15 protein-coding genes and 7 pseudogenes are annotated in these 19919 nt (G+C 42.6%); 18 read left to right on the top strand and 4 right to left on the bottom strand.

Annotated elements, in window-relative coordinates; genetic code table 11:
- Window positions 1-82: 82 nt before the first annotated feature.
- From TT11_RS05565 to TT11_RS17065, 13 genes and pseudogenes are all read left to right on the top strand, one after another.
- A pseudogene (locus TT11_RS05565) lies at window positions 83-331 on the top strand (type II toxin-antitoxin system Phd/YefM family antitoxin); the annotation flags it as partial.
- Between the two features lie 113 nt (window positions 332-444).
- Complete coding sequence (locus TT11_RS05560; RefSeq protein ID WP_075107120.1) at window positions 445-705, top strand: Txe/YoeB family addiction module toxin; 261 nt, start codon at window positions 445-447, stop codon at window positions 703-705.
- A 146-nt stretch (window positions 706-851) separates the two neighbouring features.
- Window positions 852-2040, top strand: a pseudogene (prpF, locus tag TT11_RS05555) (2-methylaconitate cis-trans isomerase PrpF).
- Entirely contained in the window at window positions 2009-3139 is a 1131-nt protein-coding gene (locus TT11_RS05550; RefSeq protein WP_261869536.1) for an ABC transporter ATP-binding protein, read from the top strand. The pseudogene prpF and the gene TT11_RS05550 overlap by 32 nt, the downstream one beginning before the upstream one ends.
- A pseudogene (locus TT11_RS05545) lies at window positions 3102-3788 on the top strand (ATP-binding cassette domain-containing protein). Before TT11_RS05550 ends, TT11_RS05545 begins: the two are co-directional and overlap by 38 nt.
- Window positions 3748-3933, top strand: coding sequence for a hypothetical protein (locus tag TT11_RS05540; protein WP_261869432.1), 186 nt, complete (start codon window positions 3748-3750; stop codon window positions 3931-3933). The pseudogene TT11_RS05545 and the gene TT11_RS05540 overlap by 41 nt, the downstream one beginning before the upstream one ends.
- 90 nt (window positions 3934-4023) lie before the next feature.
- Window positions 4024-4857 (top strand): hypothetical protein, encoded by an 834-nt coding sequence (locus TT11_RS05535; RefSeq protein WP_261869430.1) that lies wholly within the window; start codon window positions 4024-4026, stop codon window positions 4855-4857.
- Window positions 4850-6058: a class I SAM-dependent DNA methyltransferase gene (locus tag TT11_RS05530; protein ID WP_261869428.1), complete on the top strand. Its 1209-nt coding sequence runs from the start codon at window positions 4850-4852 to the stop codon at window positions 6056-6058. Before TT11_RS05535 ends, TT11_RS05530 begins: the two co-directional genes overlap by 8 nt.
- 133 nt (window positions 6059-6191) lie before the next feature.
- A complete protein-coding gene (locus tag TT11_RS05525; protein WP_261869534.1) occupies window positions 6192-6374 on the top strand; it encodes a restriction endonuclease subunit S in 183 nt (60 codons plus the stop codon).
- A gap of 10 nt (window positions 6375-6384) precedes the next feature.
- The gene (locus TT11_RS05520) at window positions 6385-7158 is read left to right on the top strand and encodes a restriction endonuclease subunit S (RefSeq protein WP_261869427.1); all 774 of its coding nucleotides are present in this window, start codon (window positions 6385-6387) and stop codon (window positions 7156-7158) included.
- 54 nt (window positions 7159-7212) lie between these two features.
- Window positions 7213-7587 carry a GNAT family N-acetyltransferase gene (locus TT11_RS05515; RefSeq protein ID WP_261869426.1) on the top strand — a complete coding sequence of 125 codons (375 nt, stop codon included), beginning with the start codon at window positions 7213-7215 and terminating at the stop codon, window positions 7585-7587.
- Window positions 7559-7771: a GNAT family N-acetyltransferase gene (locus tag TT11_RS05510; RefSeq protein ID WP_261869425.1), complete on the top strand. Its 213-nt coding sequence runs from the start codon at window positions 7559-7561 to the stop codon at window positions 7769-7771. Before TT11_RS05515 ends, TT11_RS05510 begins: the two co-directional genes overlap by 29 nt.
- Window positions 7772-7984: 213 nt before the next feature.
- Window positions 7985-9509, top strand: a pseudogene (locus TT11_RS17065) (bifunctional 2-methylcitrate dehydratase/aconitate hydratase).
- Between the two features lie 52 nt (window positions 9510-9561).
- Here TT11_RS17065 and TT11_RS05500 read toward each other — a convergent pair.
- Window positions 9562-10311, bottom strand: a complete 750-nt coding sequence (locus tag TT11_RS05500) for an SDR family oxidoreductase (protein WP_261869423.1) — start codon at window positions 10309-10311, stop codon at window positions 9562-9564.
- A gap of 158 nt (window positions 10312-10469) precedes the next feature.
- Between TT11_RS05500 and TT11_RS05495 the strand changes: the two are divergent.
- From TT11_RS05495 to TT11_RS05485, 3 genes and pseudogenes are all read left to right on the top strand, one after another.
- Window positions 10470-11885: pseudogene (locus TT11_RS05495) on the top strand (DUF2868 domain-containing protein).
- A 214-nt stretch (window positions 11886-12099) separates the two neighbouring features.
- Complete coding sequence (locus TT11_RS05490; RefSeq protein WP_261869421.1) at window positions 12100-13083, top strand: sterol desaturase family protein; 984 nt, start codon at window positions 12100-12102, stop codon at window positions 13081-13083.
- Between the two features lie 240 nt (window positions 13084-13323).
- A pseudogene (locus TT11_RS05485) lies at window positions 13324-15009 on the top strand (DUF3482 domain-containing protein).
- Between the two features lie 25 nt (window positions 15010-15034).
- Here the strand turns inward: TT11_RS05485 and TT11_RS05480 are convergent.
- From TT11_RS05480 to TT11_RS05470, 3 genes are all read right to left on the bottom strand, one after another.
- Window positions 15035-16045, bottom strand: coding sequence for an ArsA family ATPase (locus TT11_RS05480; RefSeq protein ID WP_261869420.1), 1011 nt, complete (start codon window positions 16043-16045; stop codon window positions 15035-15037).
- Between the two features lie 73 nt (window positions 16046-16118).
- Window positions 16119-16430 carry a cory-CC-star protein gene (locus TT11_RS05475; protein WP_179799197.1) on the bottom strand — a complete coding sequence of 104 codons (312 nt, stop codon included), beginning with the start codon at window positions 16428-16430 and terminating at the stop codon, window positions 16119-16121.
- 117 nt (window positions 16431-16547) lie between these two features.
- Complete coding sequence (locus TT11_RS05470) at window positions 16548-18230, bottom strand: carbon starvation protein A (RefSeq protein ID WP_057760164.1); 1683 nt, start codon at window positions 18228-18230, stop codon at window positions 16548-16550.
- Between the two features lie 302 nt (window positions 18231-18532).
- Here TT11_RS05470 and TT11_RS05465 point away from each other — a divergent pair, with 302 nt between their 5' ends.
- The gene (locus TT11_RS05465; RefSeq protein ID WP_160021771.1) at window positions 18533-19201 is read left to right on the top strand and encodes a hypothetical protein; all 669 of its coding nucleotides are present in this window, start codon (window positions 18533-18535) and stop codon (window positions 19199-19201) included.
- Window positions 19202-19303: 102 nt separating this feature from the next.
- Window positions 19304-19868: pseudogene (locus tag TT11_RS05460) on the top strand (hypoxanthine-guanine phosphoribosyltransferase).
- Window positions 19869-19919 lie beyond the last annotated feature (51 nt).

The following is a 19919-nucleotide window of genomic DNA, read 5'->3' as shown; positions in this document are numbered from 1 at the left end:
AATATTGAGTTTACTTAACCAATGGCGTAATATGTACTATATATTGTACAAGTTATACAGAATATCATGAAAGGAGTAAGCCATGAGAGTCGTTAGTTTTTCAGAAGCAAGAAAGCACCTAAAATCTGTCCTAGATACGGTAAATGATGATGCCAACGCCACTATCGTGACCCGCCGTGACGCCGATGATGCGGTTGTGATGTCGCTTGATTATTACAATAGCCTGATGGAAACCGTTTATCTATTAAAATCTCCTGCCAATGCGGCGCACTTAGCGGACTCTATTGCTCAATATAAGGCTGGCAAGACGGTTACACGTGAGCTAATAGATACAGCAGAAGATAGTGATAAAAGAAATGGTAGCAGCGATAATAATGAGCATACGGATGGCGATATTGAAAGTGCTTAAACTCAAAGGCTTCAATCAATCCAAAGGGTCTAATAATGAGTGAGCAACTAGCATGGACAGATGCTGCGTGGAAAGACTACCTGTACTGGCAAACGCAAGACAAAAAAACACTCAAACGTATTAACAAACTCATCACCGACTGTAAGCGTAATCCGTTTGAAGGCATTGGCAAACCTGAACCCCTAAAAGAAAACCTATCTGGATTTTGGTCAAGACGCATCGATGATGCCAATCGATTGGTATATGCCGTCGATGATAATTATCTGACGATTATCTCTTGTCGCTATCATTATTAACGAGCGTTCTTAGTCATGTATGTTTACTTGCTAATGGCAGCATACCCAGTCTTATAACAATATAAAAAGGATTTAATACAGTGGCCCAAACCAACTATCAATCAAAACCCTCTTTCGCCCCACAACTATCCGTTCCTGCTACCTATATGCGCGGTGGTACCTCAAAAGGCACTTTCTTTAAATTATCTGATTTACCTGAGCGCTGCCAAGTCGCTGGCGAATTACGTGATAAGTTTCTGCTACGTGTCATCGGCAGCCCAGACCCTTATGGTAAGCAAATCGATGGATTGGGTAATGGTAGCTCTAGTACCTCAAAAACGGTAATTTTATCGGCCTCTGACAGACCAGACCATGATGTGAATTATCTATTCGGACAAGTTAATATCGCTAAGCCTATGATTGATTGGGCGGGTAACTGTGGCAACTTAACCGCAGCGGTTGGTGCTTGCGCCATTAATATGGGTCTGGTCGATGCTGATAAGATCAATAGCAGCATCGATGACAATGCAGATAGCGGCATTTGTGAAGTACGGATTTGGCAAGAAAATATCGGTAAGACGATTATTGCCCATGTACCAGTCTATAAAGACGCAAATGACAAATTACAGGTTCAAGAAACGGGCGACTTTGAATTAGACGGTGTCACCTTCCCAGCCGCCGAGGTCAAAATTGAGTTTATCGATCCTGTAGATGCCACCAGCGATATGTTCCCTACTGGCAACTTGGTCGATGACTTCGATGTAACGGACTGCGGTTTAAATGTCGATAGCGTCAAAGCCACTTTTATCAGTGCAGGTATCCCGACCATCTTTCTGAAAGCAGAAGATTTAGGCTTTACCGGTACTGAATTACAAGGCGACATCAATAGCGATGGTGAGCTACTTGCCAAACTTGAGAAAATCCGTGCCACAGGCGGTGTTGCGATGGGATTATTTAAAGACGTGAGCGAGGCACAGACCAGCCAACACATTCCTAAAGTCGCTTGGGTTGGCGCAGCACAGAGCTATACCGCCTCTAGTGGTAAGTCGGTCGATGCAAGTGAGATTGATTTAGTGGTACGTGCCATGAGTATGGGTCAACTGCATCACGCCATGATGGGTACAGCAGCCGTCGCTATTGCCGCTGCAGCAACCACACAAGGCACGCTCGTCAATCAAGCAGCAGGCGCTGGCGAGCTGACAGAGGTGCGTTTTGGCCACCCATCAGGCACATTGCTCGTCGGCGGAAAAACCGAACTGATCGATGGGCGCTGGCAAGCCAAAAAAAGTGTCGATGAGCCGCTCAGCAAGGCGTATTATGGTTGGTGAAGTTTTTGTGCCAGCGGATGCATTTTAAGCGTAGCCATGGCTTATTTCAATTTGCGATAGAGTTTTATGCCAACATCTCCCCAGCACGCCGTGTGCAATTAGACAAAAAGCCTCCAGTCGAAAAGAAAGAACGGCGGGCACTGCTGTGGGATATATTAAAAAAACTGGCGGTATTTGCTAAACCTTATCGCCTGCTTATTATTGCTACCTTAGTGCTGACCGCCCTAGGCTCCTTTACCGCGCAGGTCAATGCGTTTGTACTACGTTATACCGTTGATACGTTAACCGAAATTGCTACGCTTGCCGAGCCATGGCAAGCAGGTCTGCGTATGTTAGGTATTATTAGCGCGGTCCTTCTGACCAAAGAGATCCTGTCGATATTCATCTCTTTTGGTCAGCGTTTTTTGGTGAAAAAAATTCGTATCAACTTATCTCGTGACTTGTCCCAAAAAATCATTGAGCGCATCCTTACCTATCGCATGGCGTTTTATACCAGCAGTGAAAACGACAGTGGTAAATTGCAAACTCGTATTGATTATGGGGTCAGCAGTTTAACCAGCCTCGTGCAAAACTTCTTTATCGACATGCTGCCGTTATTTGCCAATGCGATTGTGGCACTTATCATCATGTTTTCGACCAATTTTTGGGTTGGCATGGTCGGTCTTATTATCATACCCATTTACTTCTTTATCAGTCAAAAGCAAGCACGCCGTCTGCAAGGGTTTCGTCGGCAGATGCGTGGGTTTCGAGAAGCCAAAAGCGGTTTGGTGATCTCTTTGATTAATTCAATTAGCGTGGTGAAATCCTTTGTCCGTGAGTCCATTGAGGCTGATAAGCACTTAGCCATTCAAAAAGAAATGACTGACAACCAGCTGCGCATTCGTAGTATTGGCTTTATTTATGATGCCATCAAAACCTTTATCGAGCAGATTGGTGTGGTGGTTATCATCCTTCTCACCGCTTATTTTGTGCTAAAAGGCGAGATGACCATTGGCATGATTTTGTTTCATGTCATGCTGTTTCAAAACGTCGCCGCCCCTATCCGTCAATTACACCGCATCTACGACCAGATTAATAATGCATTGACCTATGCCGAAGGTTTTTTTCGATATTTTAGAAGACGATAAACAAGTCGAAAACATCGATGGTATCAGTAGCGAAAACCTCAAAGGTCACATCGAGCTTAAAAACGTTGATTTTACCTATCCTAATGGCACGCAAGCGCTAAAAAACGTTAGCTTTACCATCAAGCCTAATCGTATCACCGCGTTAGTTGGCCTTTCTGGCGCAGGCAAGAGCACGATTATCAATCTATTGGTCAAGTTCTATGCCCCAGACGCTGGCACGATTTGCTAGATGGACATGATTTGGCTGACTGTGATACCCATGAGTTGCGTCAGCGCATCGGCCTAGTACTACAGAGCAATCATATTTTTTTCGGGTACGATTAGTGAAAATATCCGTTATGGCAATATGAATGCTAGCGAAGATGACATCATCGTGGCTGCAAAAAAAGCTTCGATACATGAACAAATCGTCGCCTTGACAGACGGCTACGAGAGTACTGCCAAGTCGTTATCAGGTGGGCAGCAGCAGCGTATCGCGCTGGCAAGGATGTTTTTAAAAGATCCGCCGATTGTGTTTTTGGACGAGCCGACCGCCAGTCTCGATGCTATCGCCAGTCAACAGGTTAAAAAAAGCCTTGATCTGATCAAAAAAAGATCGTACCGTTATTATGGTTTCGCACAATATTGCTCAGATTATCGACGCCGATGATCTGGTAGTCATAGAGAATGGCGAAGTGGTTGAGACAGGTACCCATGAAGTACTCTATGCCCAGCGCGGTAAGTATTTTGAGATCTTTAGTGCTATGTCCGATAGTCTAAACTTAGATAAAATCAGTCAAACCCTAAATGGTTGATAAGTGGTTAAATAGTAGTATCATAGAGCGATTTTATATACCGTCTTTAGAGTATCAGAAAGTTATATACATATTAAGGAATAGAGAAGAATGGCACAATCAATAGAACCAAATATTGCGGATTTAGCGAATGGTTGGCTCAAGACCTACAAATTAGACTATAAATTAGAGCAAGAGTTTTTAAACACTGAGGTAGAAAAGGCGCTATCTGATTACTTTACTAAAAATGGTGGAACAGGTGCAAATCGTCCTGATGCTAAGCTGCTATTACAAGATAAAAATTTGAATTATTTCCCAATACTTATTGAGTATAAAGGTTATAAAGGGAAACTAGAAAAACTCAACACCGACGGTCAAGTTGAAAATCAAACTGCTAAAAACCAGCCAAATTTTAAGAATATCAACTCATTCGCAGTGAATGGCGCAGTACATTATGCTAACGCCTTATTACACCATACCAGTTACACCGATATTATCGCTATTGGTATGACAGGCTATAAAGATGAAGCTGGAGAGATACAGCATGAAATTGGGGTCTACTATGTCTCAAAAAGCAATCTCGGCGCAGGCCAAAAAGTTGGAGAGTTTTCGGATCTATCGTTTTTAGCACCGCAAAATTTTGATAGTTTCATAGAAAAAGTAAAAACACTGACCCTATCGCAAGTAGAAATTGATAAATTAAAGGCTCAAAGAGAAAAAGAGATTGATACGAGTTTAGTCCGACTTAATAATGATATTTATCAAAATGAAAAAGGCTTAGGTGAAAATGACCGCGTTTATTTGGTTGCAGCTTCAATCATCGCAACGCTCGGCATACCAGGAAAAGTCACTCCACTTGAAAAGTCTGATTTAAAGTCTTCTATCGAAGAAGGTAGTCGTGATGGTGACATCATCCTAAGAAAGATAAAGGCTTTTTTTGAATGAAAAAAAGATACCTAAGGAAAAGAAAGATCTGATTGTTAGAACATTAGAGAATACTTTAACCACAGAAAATATTAATAAAGTCATCAATGGTGAAAGCCAGCTCAAGCGAGTGTTTACTAAAATTGTCGATGACTTAGGCATATATTATAAAATTGGCTTAACCACTGACTTTACAGGTAAGCTATTTAATGAGATGTATGGCTGGCTTGGTTTTTCACAAGATAAGCTCAATGATGTGGTACTTACACCGTCTTATGTAGCAAATCTATTGGTCAAGCTGGCTCGCGTCAATAAAGATTCTTATGTGTGGGATTTTGCTACGGGTTCAGCAGGTCTACTAGTTGCTGCCATGAACGAGATGCTAGACGACGCTAAGCGCACTATTACTTCACCTGATGAGCTGGCGCAAAAAGAAATCGTAATTAAAGCGGAACAATTGCTAGGGTTAGAATTATTATCAAGCGTGTACATGCTCGCTATTCTTAATATGATCCTAATGGGTGACGGTAGCTCCAATATCTTAAATATGGATTCATTAGCTGATTTTGATGGTAATTATGGCTTTGGTAAGACCGAGGACAAATTCCCTGCTGATGCGTTTGTACTCAATCCGCCCTACTCGGCAAATGGCAATGGTATGAACTTTGTAGAGCGTGCACTTGGCATGATGAATAAGGGCTACGCGGCTATCATTATTCAAAACTCAGCAGGCTCAGGTAAAGCTATAACTTATACAAAGAAGATACTAGCCAAGCATACGCTCATCGCCAGCATCAAAATGCCAATAGATATATTTATAGGTAAAGCCAGCGTACAAACTAATATCTACGTGTTCAAAGTCAATGAACCGCATCACAAAGATGAGCCAGTCAAGTTTATTGATTTCTCAAACGATGGTTACACGCGCACCAATCGTAAAAAGGCGAGCAATAACCTAAAAGATACCAATCAAGCCAAAGAGCGTTATGAAGAGCTGGTCAGCTTAGTACGCTTTGGTAAAAGTAAACTCAATATTTTCACTGAACAAGAGTACTATGAAGGCACAATTGACCCCAATAATGGTGCAGATTGGAATCAATCCGCTCCTATAGATACTAAGCCTACTTTGCAAGACTTCAAAAAAACGGTCAGCGATTATCTAGCGTGGGAAGTGAGCAATATTATCAAGCAACAAAACGAGGATGATGCACCGGGAAAGTAGATACCTCACTTAACGAGCAATTAGATAATGTTGAGTGGGGTGAGTTTAAAATTGGTGATTTATTTACGGTCAGCACTGTCAAAAGCTTTGATGAAGGTAAATTGGATATTATTAAGGAGAAAAAAAAGGTTTAATTGAATTTGTAGGCAGAACTAGGGTGAATAATGGAATAAAAGGCTATGTAAATGAGTTGAATATTAAACCTAATCCTAAAAACATTATATCTGTAAGTCAGATTGGAACTATTGTTGCACAAATTAGAAAGCAAGAATGGTATGCAAGCCAAAATATTTTTTCGTTAAAAGCAAAAAAATGATGAGAGCAATTTGATTTCTTTATATGGCGTAACAGCTATTAATAAATCTCTTAAAAACAGTTTTTCTGACGGTTATGGAAACTATCCTACACTTGCAAAGCTAATTAAAATAATAATAAAGCTACCAGTTAAAAATAATAAACCAGATTTTGAATTTATGGATAGTTTTATAGCTGATATTGAAGCTGAGCGTATGTCAAAGCTAAACTCTTATCTTGTGGCGACAGGACTTAAAGACTACACTTTAACAGCTAAAGAACAAAAAGCATTAATTGATTTTGAGCAAGCAGAATTTAAAGAATTTAAAGTCACTGATATATTTGATGTAAATAACTCTAAAAGCATTTTATCAAGAGATATTATTGCAGATAGTGGCACTACGCCGTATCTTTGCGCCAGTGCTGATAACAATGCGGTAAGTACCTATATTGCTTACGATAAACAGCATATAGATACAGGTAATTGCGTGTTTATTGGTGGGAAAACCTTTGTAGTGACCTATCAAGAACATGATTTTTATTCTAATGATAGTCACAATCTAATTTTACATCTAAAAGATGCTGAAAAAAGTAAATCAAATCAGTTGTATCTTGCAACCTGCGTCAAAAAAGGCTTGTCACATAAATACTCTTGGGGAGATAGCATCAGTAATAGAAAAATTCAAAAAGATATAATATCCTTGCCAGTAAAAAAACGAACAGCCCGATTACGCAATCATGGAGACGCTCATATCCGCCATGAAAAAACTGGTGATAAAAGACGTAATTTTATACGTGAACAATAAAACGCAGCAGTATTCTCCAAATATTTTGAATAACTCGTCAGAAGCTAGACCATTATGAATTGTGAATTTTCTATCAAAACCTTTGATGAGCTGACCTCAGTTGACCTTTACCATATCCTAAAAGCGCGCTCGCAGGTTTTTGTCGTCGAACAAAACTGTGCCTATCAAGATATGGATGAAGTTGATTTTGATTGCTTGCACCTAATCGCTCATCAAAATGCAGCATTGGTTGGCTATTGCCGTATCATTCCACCTGAGTTTAATAAGCTAAAATCCAACCTATCAGTAGCTGATCCTGCGATTAAGACCAACCACACCGCGATGCCTGCCATCGGTAGAGTGCTTGTACTATCGGAGCATAGAGGTGATGGTCTAGCACGGCAAATGATGAATCAGGCTATTGCACAGTGCCGAAAAAAAGTACGGTAAAAAGCGTCCGATTATCATCTCGGCACAGGTTTACTTACTTAGTTTTTATGAGTCGTTAGGTTTTGTGCCTGAAGGCGAGCACTACCTCGAGGACAATATCGAACATGTAAAAATGGTGCTATACGTTGCTAAGAAAAACAAAATCAAAAAAAGAGAGTACGGATACTGCATCAACCACGACTAAAGTTTTAAGTTTCCTGCTGTTTATCATGGCCGCTTTGTTTGTTTTAGGTCTGTTGTACTTAATGATTTAGATCGCTGCTAACGTCTTAATTCTTAACATAATTCAAATTGGTTGTTCTATATTGAGTATGCTACTTTTAAATGATGATTCCTTTAAAAGGATGGCTGAGATAATCAGTCAAGGAAGTAGTACACTCAGGATGAGGTAACAACCATGTCAACTACCAATTCAAATATCAATGATGCGACGGTAGAGAGTAACGTCCGTCCAGAATATGACGATGAAATTCAAAAAATTGCCGATTACGTTCTCAACTATTCAATAGACGAGCAGTCCCCAAACCCTACTGATGCGTGGAATACCGCGCGCCACTGTCTAATGGACACGCTTGGCTGTGGTCTATTGGCATTGCGCTTCCCTGAGTGTACCAAGCACTTGGGGCCTGATTGCCCTGATCAAATAACGCCGCATGCGCTCGCGTCCCTGGCACCTCCTATATACTAGACCCCATCAAAGCCGCTTTTGATATTGGCTGTATGGTGCGCTGGCTTGACTATAACGATACGTAGCTTGCTGCCGAATGGGGCCATCCTTCTGATAATCTGGGTGGTATCTTAGCGGTTGCCGACTATATTAGTCAAAAAAATATCAGCCAAGGACAAGCACCATTAACCATGAGAGCCGTGCTTGAAGCCATGATCATGCGCATGAGATTCAAGGTGTACTGGCACTAGAAAACTCATTCAATCGTGTGGGGCTCGATCATGTGTTCTTGGTCAAGTTGGCGTCAACCGCCGTCGTTGCAAAATTTTATCAGCTGCCCCGTGAGCGCATCATGGCAGCGATTTCACAAGCAATCGTCGATGGTCAGGCACTGCGCACCTATCGGCATGCACCCAATGCTGGCAGCCGAAAATCATGGGCGGCAGGTGATGCGACCAGTCGTGCGGTACGTCTGGTTGATATAACGGCGCGCGGTGAAATGGGTATCCCTGGCGCATTAACTGCACCGCAGTGGGGATTCTATGATGTGCTATTCAGCCATACCAATAAGGATCTAGCGACAAAGCCTGAAGGCGAACGTCGTTTTAAATTTCAGCGAGATTTTGGTAGTTATGTGATGGAAAACATCTTATTTAAAATAAGCTTTCCTGCTGAGTTTCATGCTCAGACCGCTTGTGAAGCCGCAGTCATTTTGCACCCACACGTAAAAGACAGAATTGACGATATCGACAAAATCGTCCTGACTACCCATGACTCAGCGATTCGCATCATTTCAAAAGAAGGCGCGCTTGCCAATCCAGCAGATAGAGATCACTGCTTGCAGTATATGGTGGCTGTGCCGCTGCTGACAGGCGATCTAATGGCAGAGAACTATGAAAACGACTATCACGAGCAGCATTTGTCAATCGATGAGCTACGTAGCAAGATGGTTGTAGAAGAAAACGCGCAGTATTCAAAAGACTATCATGACCCAAGCAAGCGCTCTATTGCCAACGCCATTCAAGTATTTTTTACAGATGGTAGCAGTACAGAAAAAGTGGCTGTTGAATATCCTATCGGGCATAAACGCCGCCGCGCTGAGGGCATCCCTGTACTGGAAGCTAAATTCCGCGCCAGTCTAGCAACTCGTTTTATCGAAAGTCGCTGTCAGCAGATCATTGAATTGTTTGACGATCAAGAAAAGCTTACGCAAACACCGGTAAATGAGTTTATGGATTTATTTATGGCTTACTAACTAGGCTGATTAACGGCGCATCTTTTATGGTCTTATTTAGCGAATATACCTACTACCAAGGTATGAGCTCTCCCGCCCAATCGACAAAGCTGCCTGATTGAGCAACTGTCATACCTGATAGCACATCTAATAAGCACTCCGCGCTATACGCTGGTGAGAACAGATGTCCTTCAGCGACATTGCCTTGGAACGGTGCGGAGAGTTGGGTGTCAACAGTGCCTGGTTGCATGACAACCACGCAGACGTCTTTTAGTGACCTACCCCATTCGATACTTAGATTTTTCATGCCCATATTAAGCGCCGCCTTACTCATTCTATAGCTATACCAACCGCCAAGCTGATTGTCAGTAATACTGCCAACACGGGCTGATATGGTCGCAAAAACAGCAGGATGATTGGCGCTGCGATTAGCCTTGGCGAGTAATGGTTTGATGTGTTTGGCTATCAGCAAACTTGCTAGGGCATTGATTTGCATATTTTGCAAAAAGAACTCCGTTTCCATCTGTCGCAAGGCCTTTTCTGGCTGCGCTGTCTCTGTATGCAATAATCCTACGCAGTTGATTACCCATCCACGTGACCGACTGTCTGTTTGATGGTATCGGCAGCTTTTTTTAATGCTGTCCTCATCACTGACGTTCATCGGGAGCCAGTGCAGGTTTTCTGCTTCAATGTTTGGCTCATTGCGATGATAAGTGGCAAATATTTGTACACTATGGCTGTGATTGGCTTGCACCAGCTGTTGGACCATAGCTTGACCAATACCGCCTGTACCACCGATAATCAGGTAAATTTTGTCATTCATGTGATACTTTTCCTTGTTTATAAGTCTTTATTTATTTTGGCTGATTTTATGAGGGTTTGCTATAGTCAATATACGCTACAATAATTGCTAGCGATTAAACCGACGTTTTGTTGTATCTTATTTTTATATTGATGTTTTTATACGGATATCAGCGCCTTATGCTATCACCTCAAGACCAATTGACCGAGCTGGTACGTGCTTTAGAGACCGATCAGCACGTTTTTGCCACTGACCCGTTATTAATCACGGAAAAACTACAGGGCGAGGATGGCACGCCTATCCAAAAGCTGCATCGACGTGCATCACGTATAGATAGCAACGGGGCGCTTGCGCGTGTTCTAGGCAAGATTGATGGTCGTATAAAGGGCATCATGATTGTTATGAGCGTGGTGTGGTGTATCTCAGGTTTTTTTGGGATTGTTCACTCTATTGCAGTCTAATGTTGTGAACTTCTTTTATGTGTTGGTCTGTCTACTTGGTTTTCATACCATTATGCTTGGCGGCTGGCTTGTCATGACCCTTATCAATCGAGATCAGCAATCACCCAGTTGGTTTGCCAGTTTTGTCAGTCCAAGTTATCTCATACGTGGTAAGGACGATGTGACCAAAGCGGCCGTCGATCTGTATGAACGCCAGTTGCAGCACAGCGGTATGCGTTGGTATTTGGGTAGATTTAGCCATCAGTTGTGGCTGGCTACCTTGACCGGTATGCTGCTTGCGATTATATTTTTGCTGGTTGTACGTCAGTATAGCTTTAGCTGGGAGTCAACCTTACTCTCTGATCAAGCGCTTGTGAGCTTGACTCAAGTATTAGGCTGGCTACCTAGTATGGTGGGATTTGGTGTGCCAGACAGTACAGCGATCGCACAGAGCAGGCTTGTCACCGAGCGATGCCGCTGTCTGTTGCAAGGCAATGGGCAGGGTTACTAGTTGGTAGCTTGCTAATGTACGGCATTGTACCTCGAGCGATAGCATGGGCGTTCTGTGCATTGATGTTCCGCCGCAAAAAAATGCGTTTGGATATCAAACAGCCCTATTATCAAAAAATCCTAAACTTCTGGCAGCGGCACGTGGTGGATGCTGATGACTTTATAGAAGCGCTAGCCCCTATCGCCCCAAAAGCGACGGTCAGTGCGGGCAAGAAGTTAGTTGCGCTGCTTGAATACCCTGCAGATCAGGACAACTGGTGGCAGTCAGGGTTAGATAGCAGCCATCATGATTTTGACAAACATAGTCTTGAACACTCAAGCGAAGTTGAGAATTTTGGTATCGTTGATGATCGTGATGATATGACACGGCTTAAAAACTATCTAGATGCGCATCCGGTGCAAGTTTTACTTGGCATTCATAGCAATGCACTGCCCGACCGCGGTACGCTACGCAAACTCGATCAAATCGCTGCTCACGCAAAAGATGGGCTTATCGTACAACTGCTGGGAGATAACAGCGTTTCTGCGGAATTGACTGACGCTCGTACCGATGATGAGCCATTAGACAAACAAGCGGTTCGCTATCAACAGTGGCAAACGGCGCTTTCTGCACGAAAAATTGGCTTAGTTGATATAGATACTTAATACATTCTAATTTTTAATCTATTACTTGCAATCTATTTTTCATATATGAACTTATCATTATGACTCGCATGATATACAATAAATAAATATTATAGATCTATAACCTCAGACAGGCTTAAAGACTTATTGATATAACAGTTGTTAAGATATATTTTGATAGCTGTGACGTTATATCAAGATGACAAGGATGTTTTATAGTGGCTAGGAGCCCAAGATGGCAGCAGATATCTCTTTAGACAGCCCCCTTATGACCCTAGGTCAGTATGGTCAACTATTGGATGGTTACCGAGAGGCGTTAAACCAAAGTATCTTAACGGCTGCGCCAGAGTCGTGGCAGCCAATGCTGGCAAGCATTCTGCCCGCGTATTGGCAAGAGTGGCTGCTACCGCTGGCTGGCGGTCCATTTTTCTTGTTATTTTTGGCAGAATGGCTGTATCAGTCCAAACGCGGCAATAGTAAAAGCTTTAGTTGGCGCCGTGCGATGACCAATTTTAGTTTGGGCGGCTCTTATCTAGGGTTTGAATTGATTGTCCAAGCGCTTATCGTCATACCTATCTGCTTATGGTTATATCAATATCGCTTATTTACTATTGAGGTGACATGGCTTACCGCCATCCCTATATTCGTTGCGGTTGAGTTTAGCTATTACTGGTTCCATCGTGCGTCACACCGTATGAATTGGTTTTGGTCAGCGCATGTCGTGCACCATTCAGATGATCATATGAATCTGTCCACCGCCATGCGTCAAAGCCTGCTGTACTCGGTGACGGGATGGTGGTTATTCTTTGTCCCGCTGATGATGTTGGGCGTACATCCTGTCTGGGTATTCTTCTTTTATGCGTTAGATTTGATTTATCAATTCTTTATCCATACCGAAACCGTGGGGAAATTTCCAAAATGGGTGGAGTATGTCTTTGATACCCCATCCAATCACCGTGCCCATCATGGCACCAACGACGAATACATTGATCAAAATTATGGCGGCGTACTCATTATTTTTGATCGTTGGTTTGGCACTTATGTAGAAGAAGATACCGCCAACAACCCCGTCCAATACGGTGCCGTTGGTGAAACCAGTCATGACAATATCGTCAGCCTGATATTTGGGGTCTTTTACCGTATGTGGCAGCGGTTCTTTCGTGCCAAAGGGTTAAAGAAAAAGCTAAAGGTACTGCTGCCTCCACCTAGTGCTGTCTAATATAGTCAACTCTCTATACATTGGATACGGTGTCAGTCTCGCTTAGCCTACTATTTGTAGTGCTTTCACTCGCCTTCCTTGTATCCAAAGTATATTGAACCGACTAGAGCCTGATTATAAATGCATGGACTACGATTTATGATATGGACAATACTCATTCATAACCGATACTCAATCAGATTTGTTTTACAATAAATGGCTACTATGTATTTCGGTCATCAATAAATATAAGACGTTACTATGAATAATGACAATAACAATAATCATGAGAACAATAAGCCTGCAGGTCTCTTTGCGGACAAAGCTTATGAGCCAACCCCTGATGCCTCAAGTACTTCTTCAGACAACATTTTGAAACCTACGGTAGCTCAGTCAATAGCTACTCAGGACAATCAACCTGTATCGACAGGAGAATCATCAGCATCAGCAACGACAGCACCAGTGTCAAGGGTAACAAAGAAAACCATCGCCAGTGGTGAACCGCTCAAATTGGCCGTTGTTGGTCATACCAATACGGGTAAAACCTCTATACTGCGCACGTTATTGCGAGACGTATATTTTGGTGAAGTCAAAAACGAAGCGGCGACCACACGGCATGTCGAGCAGGCTCAATTGACAGATAGCCAAACTGGCGAAGTCTTAGTGGCACTATACGATACACCTGGTCTGGAAGATGCTTCAGGCTTATGGATTGGCTAGAGGACAATACTGCGAGTCGCCGTGATGGTATTGAACGTCTGCAACAGTTTTTGGCGGCGGATGTCGCTCAAGGTTCAGACAGCTATGACTTGCCCTATGATTATAGTCAAGAAGCCAAAGTAATTCGTCAGCTGCTGACAAGTGATATGGCCATTTACGTGGTAGATGCTCGTGAGCCTGTATTGGGTAAATATAAAGATGAGCTAGCGATTTTGTCTTGGGCTGCTATCCCAGTGATGCCTGTTTTTAATTTTACAGACAGCCAGAATGCTAATATCGACGACTGGCAGACGATGCTGGCAAGACGCAATCTGCATATCTCAACGCGTTCGATTCGGTTGCTTTTGAGTTTGAGGATGAGATGCGCCTATGGAAAAACTTAGCCACTATGCTTACTCACTCTGAAATGCTTGAGCAGTTGATGCAACGACGAACGGAAGACTGGGCGCAGCTCTATGATGAGGCCAATATCATCATCGCTGATTTTTTTATTGAATGTCGCCGCTTTCGTGCGCGAGATCAATGAAGATGACGACCCACTTCCTGTACTACAGCAAATGCAAGAAGCGGTCAGGCAAAGTGAGCGTGCGATGCAGCACAACTTACTTAACCTTTATAAGTTTTATGACAATGCCGTCGCAGCAACACCGCTTGAACTACAAGCCTATCAACAAGATCCTTTCGACCCTGAACTTCTCAAGAGCTACGGTATTCGTACCACTTCTGGTGCAGCAGCTGGTGCGCTTCTAGGATTAGGTATCGATGCAGCAGCCCTAGGTACGACCCTTGGATTGGGTGCCGCAATAGGTGGGATCGCAGGCGGGTTGCTATCGAATACCAGCAGTATTGCCGATAGGATTACTGGGGTAAAACGCTTATATATCGATCCTGCTACGTTGACGCTATTAGCAACGCGAGCATTAGACTTACTTACTGCATTACGCCATCGTGGTCATGCTGCTACAGATGCCACTCAGTTATTATATAAAGGCGAAAACAGCAGTCTTGGAACGTCGCTAACTAACGACATTAACCATGAAGATGAAGACAATAATCCAATTACTGTATGGCCAACTCATAAATTACCAAGTGAGCTCAAAAAAAGCGCGTGGTAAACCACAATGGTCGTCGCTTAGTAGCGGTAAGTCCGAACAAGCTCAGTTGTTACGTACAGACATGGCATGGTCTCTGTCAGGTAAGTTACAGTCGTATAAGCGTAAGTCATAAATTACCAGCGAACTATCTATGCACTCTATACACTTAACAACGCACTTAATGCATCAGTACCACGTACATCTGTCTGTTGCAGGTAAATCGGATACAGCGGGTACTTGGTAAAGCTTTGTTCGATATCCTGCAGCAAATGCTGCTGACGCTCAGCGCGGCGGCGCCAAAAATCATCCGACTGCGTTGTTGATATCAGCTGATTAACGACGATTGCTGCTGGCATGAGCTTACTATCTTCCAATTGCTCGATAGCGCGCTTGGTCTCAGCCAATGGTAAGACGTCAGCAGTCATCACCAATACAATCGCTGTTTGTGTACGGTCATGTAGTAGCAACCCTGCTTGACGGAACAGTTGCTTGCGCTTTTCTAATACGGAGACAGCTTGCTCCCAGCGATCTGATTTTTTTGCGGCAAACGGATTTGCCACATCGTTTTTATCATTTTTTTGATTGTGACTGTCTAAATGGTTTGCCACCGAACGTAGTTTGGCCTGTCGTCGCTGCTGTGCAAGCAGCCCATCCGTCCACGCCCCCATCATTTCTGGTAATACCAACAATCGCAAAGTATGACCTGTCGGTGCGGTATCAAAGATGATGTGTTCATACCCAGCACCTGCCGCTTCGACTAAATGGTGACACATGGATTCGAGCATCGCGGCTTCTTGGGCGCCAGGTGCCGACTTAGATAATCGCAGATGCTCACGAATTTTTGGCATCATATCTGGGTTGGCATAAGCTTTAATTGTACGTTCAACTTGAGCAAAATGTTCATCAACGATTACATCAGGGTTGAGTTCGATGGCATCTAAATAAGGTGATATTGCTGTTTTTGCGTTATTGAGCTGGGTATTTAGTACATCGCCCAAACTATGTGCTGGATCGGTTGAGACAATTAAGGTTTTTTGCTGCTGGCTTGCATAGTAGCTGGCTAGAGCTGCTGCTGTGGTGGTCTTCCCTACACCACCTTTGCCGCCGATAAATATAATCGGTTGTGTCTCTAACTGCTCTACCAGTCCATGTAAAGGGTGTAATGCCATATCGTTATCTCGTATTTTGTCTCATTATCTAATAAATGTTTAGCTACTTCTTTATATAGTCCATCCACTACTGTTAGCAGCAGCCAACATGGTCAAATGGACATCTATCCATTCCCATACGTGTATGCCATTCATGAAAGTTTTCTAAAAATAATGGTTGCAATTCTAATGTATAAAAGCTGGCGGGATTATCAATACCCAAGCTCTCGGCAAACATGAGCAACATAAAAAAATCTTCTTCATCACGTGCGGCCCGTGCCATCGTCTGACGATAAGGCGCATGATAAAATTCATTTAATCCACTCTTAAACCGTTGCCACCATGGTTGAGTGTTCTCTAGTGGTTGAACGTTTTCTATATCATTCGATGTGTTTTCATTTTCCATAATGTGCTCGTATTTTACTTAATTCTTATGATCTATCATGCCTATATGATACAAAAAACGCCAGCAATTGCTGCTAGCGTTTTTTTTATTAAACAGACACTCAATATGGTTTAATGTTTAAACCTCACCGCTTTTACCTTTATGTAGTGACCACTCTTTGCGCAGTACAGATAGACTCTCAAACGTCACTAAAATGGTCGCGATTAAGATAATAATATCCATAATAATAAGTAGCCAATTACCATCAGTAAAGAAGGTTTTGAGCTGAATCAATAGGGCAAAGACAGTCATAACCAACAAGAACGACAATGGTGCTAAGGTGTACCAAACTGGCTTACCTTTACGTAATAAGATAATAGTAACGATCATCAAAGTTAAGGCAGCCATTAACTGGTTGGTTGTACCAAATAGCGGCCAAATAATCATACCACCCGCGCCATCAATACCACCAGCACCGAACGCTAATAACAAACAGCTTCCGACAGCAAGTAACGTTGCAACGACACTCTTATTGAGTACGGGCAAATTATAAAATTCACCAAATTCTTGGAAAATATAACGTTGTAAACGTACGCCAGTATCCATCGTCGTACCAGCAAACAATGCAGCCATTACCGTAAGCATGGTCTGTGATAGCACCATATCGATACCAACGCCGGCATTTAAGATGGTCGCACCGCCGTCGATGAACGCACCGATAGAGCCATCACCGAACTTTTGGTAGACCGCTTGCCAGTCACCAAGAGTCGCAAAACCTGCGGTTGCTGCAAGGATTGCCCCAAGCGCTAGCATACCCTCACCCAATGCACCGAAGTAACCAACGAAACGAACGTCTTCTTCTTTATCAATCTGCTTAGAAGTGGTTCCTGTGGCGACCAAACCATGGAAACCTGATATGGCACCACAAGCAATTGTCACAAACAATAATGGTAGAAGTGACGGTGTATCCGCTGGTAATGCAGTGTTAACGGCTGGCGCGACAATATTAGGCGTGCCGATAAAAATAGCGGCATATAATAAAATCAAACCGACAAATAACTGTAAGCCATTAATATAATCACGAGGTTGAAGTAGCATCCATACAGGCAACAACGATGCAATCGCCGCATAGGCGAACAAGATCAAGATCCATACTGCGTTATCAGGCAAACCCATGACGGTTTCAGGTAATACAATCGGGAACATAGGGCCAAGATAGATAAGCCCGTACAAGGCAGTTACCCCGATAATGGACACCCAGACCAAATTCATGTTGTAGCGATAGATACACTGTCCGATGATAAAGGCAACCACTAAGGCACCCCAAACTGGCAATACCGCAGATGGCGTCTTGATCATCATATTGGCAATAGCTACGCCAAATACAGCATTAACCATCAGTAGTAATAAGAAGATAACAACCATCATCAAGCTGCGGACACGTGTGCCCATGACAGTACCAGCGATAGAGCCAATCGACTGACCTCTATTACGCATACTTGCCCAAATAGCAGACATATCATGTACGCCAGCCATAAAGATAGTACCTACCACTACCCAAATAATAGCAGGCACCCAGCCCCAAATAACCGCAATCGCAGGACCGATAATTGGTGCAGCCCCTGCCACTGACGTGAAGTGATGCCCCCACAATACATACTTATTTGTAGGAACATAATCGATCCCATCTTTCATCGTATGTGCGGGTGTAGGACGGCTGTTGTCCAATGCTAAAATTTTGGTGGCGATAAATTTTGAATAAAACACGTAGCCGCAGAGCATAGCGGCAACGGCGAATAGTAGTACAATAGCACTATTCATCTCATCTCTCCCTAGACAAGTAGTCAATAGCCTTATAAGTTCAAGCTTTTTGAATTAAAATATGAAAAATATGCTAAATTAGTGTGCGATGAGTGACTCAGCTCATCTATCGTTTAGGTAAATTCTAGCAATTTGCAAAATTGTTACCAATCAACAAAGTCATTTATCTTATAACTAGGGCATGTCACTAATCAGCATTTGGTATGATGAGCCTGAGACTAAAACTTTGTTTAAATAATAACCGATTTGGTGATAAATGTAACGCAAGTAAGACATAAAAAACAACAAATAAAGGAAGTGCAATGGCACATTATTTTGGATTCGTACCCTCAGATAAACTAAAAGCTTTAATCAGTGAGGCCGAACAAGTCGTTGCTTCAAATGAGAATGTAGAGTACTACCCTTATCGCGATGCCCTTACGCATCAGACAGCGCGTGATCTTACTGATAATTTATTGGTTGGTTTGGTAGATATTATTCCGAACCCTGAGCGCCAAGCCTCTATGCGTAAAATTGTTGGAACGATTGAACGTGCGACAGATACTTTGCTCAATATCTTACTAGGTAAAGAAAACAACAAAGACGTATTACCAAGTTTTCATTTTCTAAGAGATCATGCAACCTTTATTGATAATGAAGGCATTAAACGTGTTGGCTTTAAACTATCAGAAAAAGACGCCAATACCATCACTGAAGGTTTTGCTGCTATCACGCCTGAGCATGTAGATAGAGCCAAATTTAAAACGGCACTCGAAACCATGAACGAAGAAACATTGACCCACTTCATCAGTCGTTATGCCGAGACATTAAAGCTAGGCATGATCAAGCGTAAGTCAGTTCCAGTTGCCAAATCGGCAATTGATAAAGGCATGAGTATGGCACTTAATAAGCTATTACCTGACCTACCAAATGACTCATTGAATAGATTGGCCAATTATTACCGTCCATTTATTATAGAAAAGCCAGAATAACCCCAAAAGTTGGATTAATTTTGTCCCAAAAGTCATATGACGTTGGGCAAATTCACTAAAATTTGCTAAAATAAGCGGCACTTTTTACCAAAGGCGCACCCGATGACCCAAATCAGTAACCAAGAAATTGAAAAAAACCTTACGCAACTCAGAGTGCCTTATCAGCAGTATCGAAGTAGCTGCTGCTTATGAGCGTTTGGCCGCTCAGCTCAATCTACATTATGCTGGTCTAAACCCAATTGTTATGGTCGTGATGAACGGCGGCTTGATTCCAGCTGGTCAACTATTGACACACCTTACGTTCTACCATCGTATGCATTATATCCATGCGACTCGTTATCGTGATAACGAAGGTACTAATGAGCTTGATTGGAAATTCAAGCCTGATGTTAGTATCGAAGGTGAGCACGTATTGTTAATCGACGACATCTTTGACGAAGGTATTACTCTAAAAGCAGTTGTTGAAGAATTAAGTAAAGAAAAGCCTCTATCACTTGAGTCTTGTGTCTTGCTTAACAAGCAACATGATCGCAAAGTTGCAGATTTTGACGTAGATTTTGTGGGTATTGATGTTGCAGATCGTTATGTTTACGGTTGTGGTATGGATTTCCATGGTTACTTGCGTCACCTGCCAGGTATCTACGCAATCAAAGAAGACAAAGTTTAATTCTTAGACTTAATTGATTAAAATAGTTAAATCCTAAAAAAGCATCCAATT

The sequence above is a fragment of the Psychrobacter sp. JCM 18901 genome (assembly GCF_000586435.1).
Lineage (GTDB): Bacteria > Pseudomonadota > Gammaproteobacteria > Pseudomonadales > Moraxellaceae > Psychrobacter.
The sequence above is the reverse complement of the archived record's forward strand: the minus strand, read 5'-3'. Positions and strand labels throughout refer to the sequence as shown.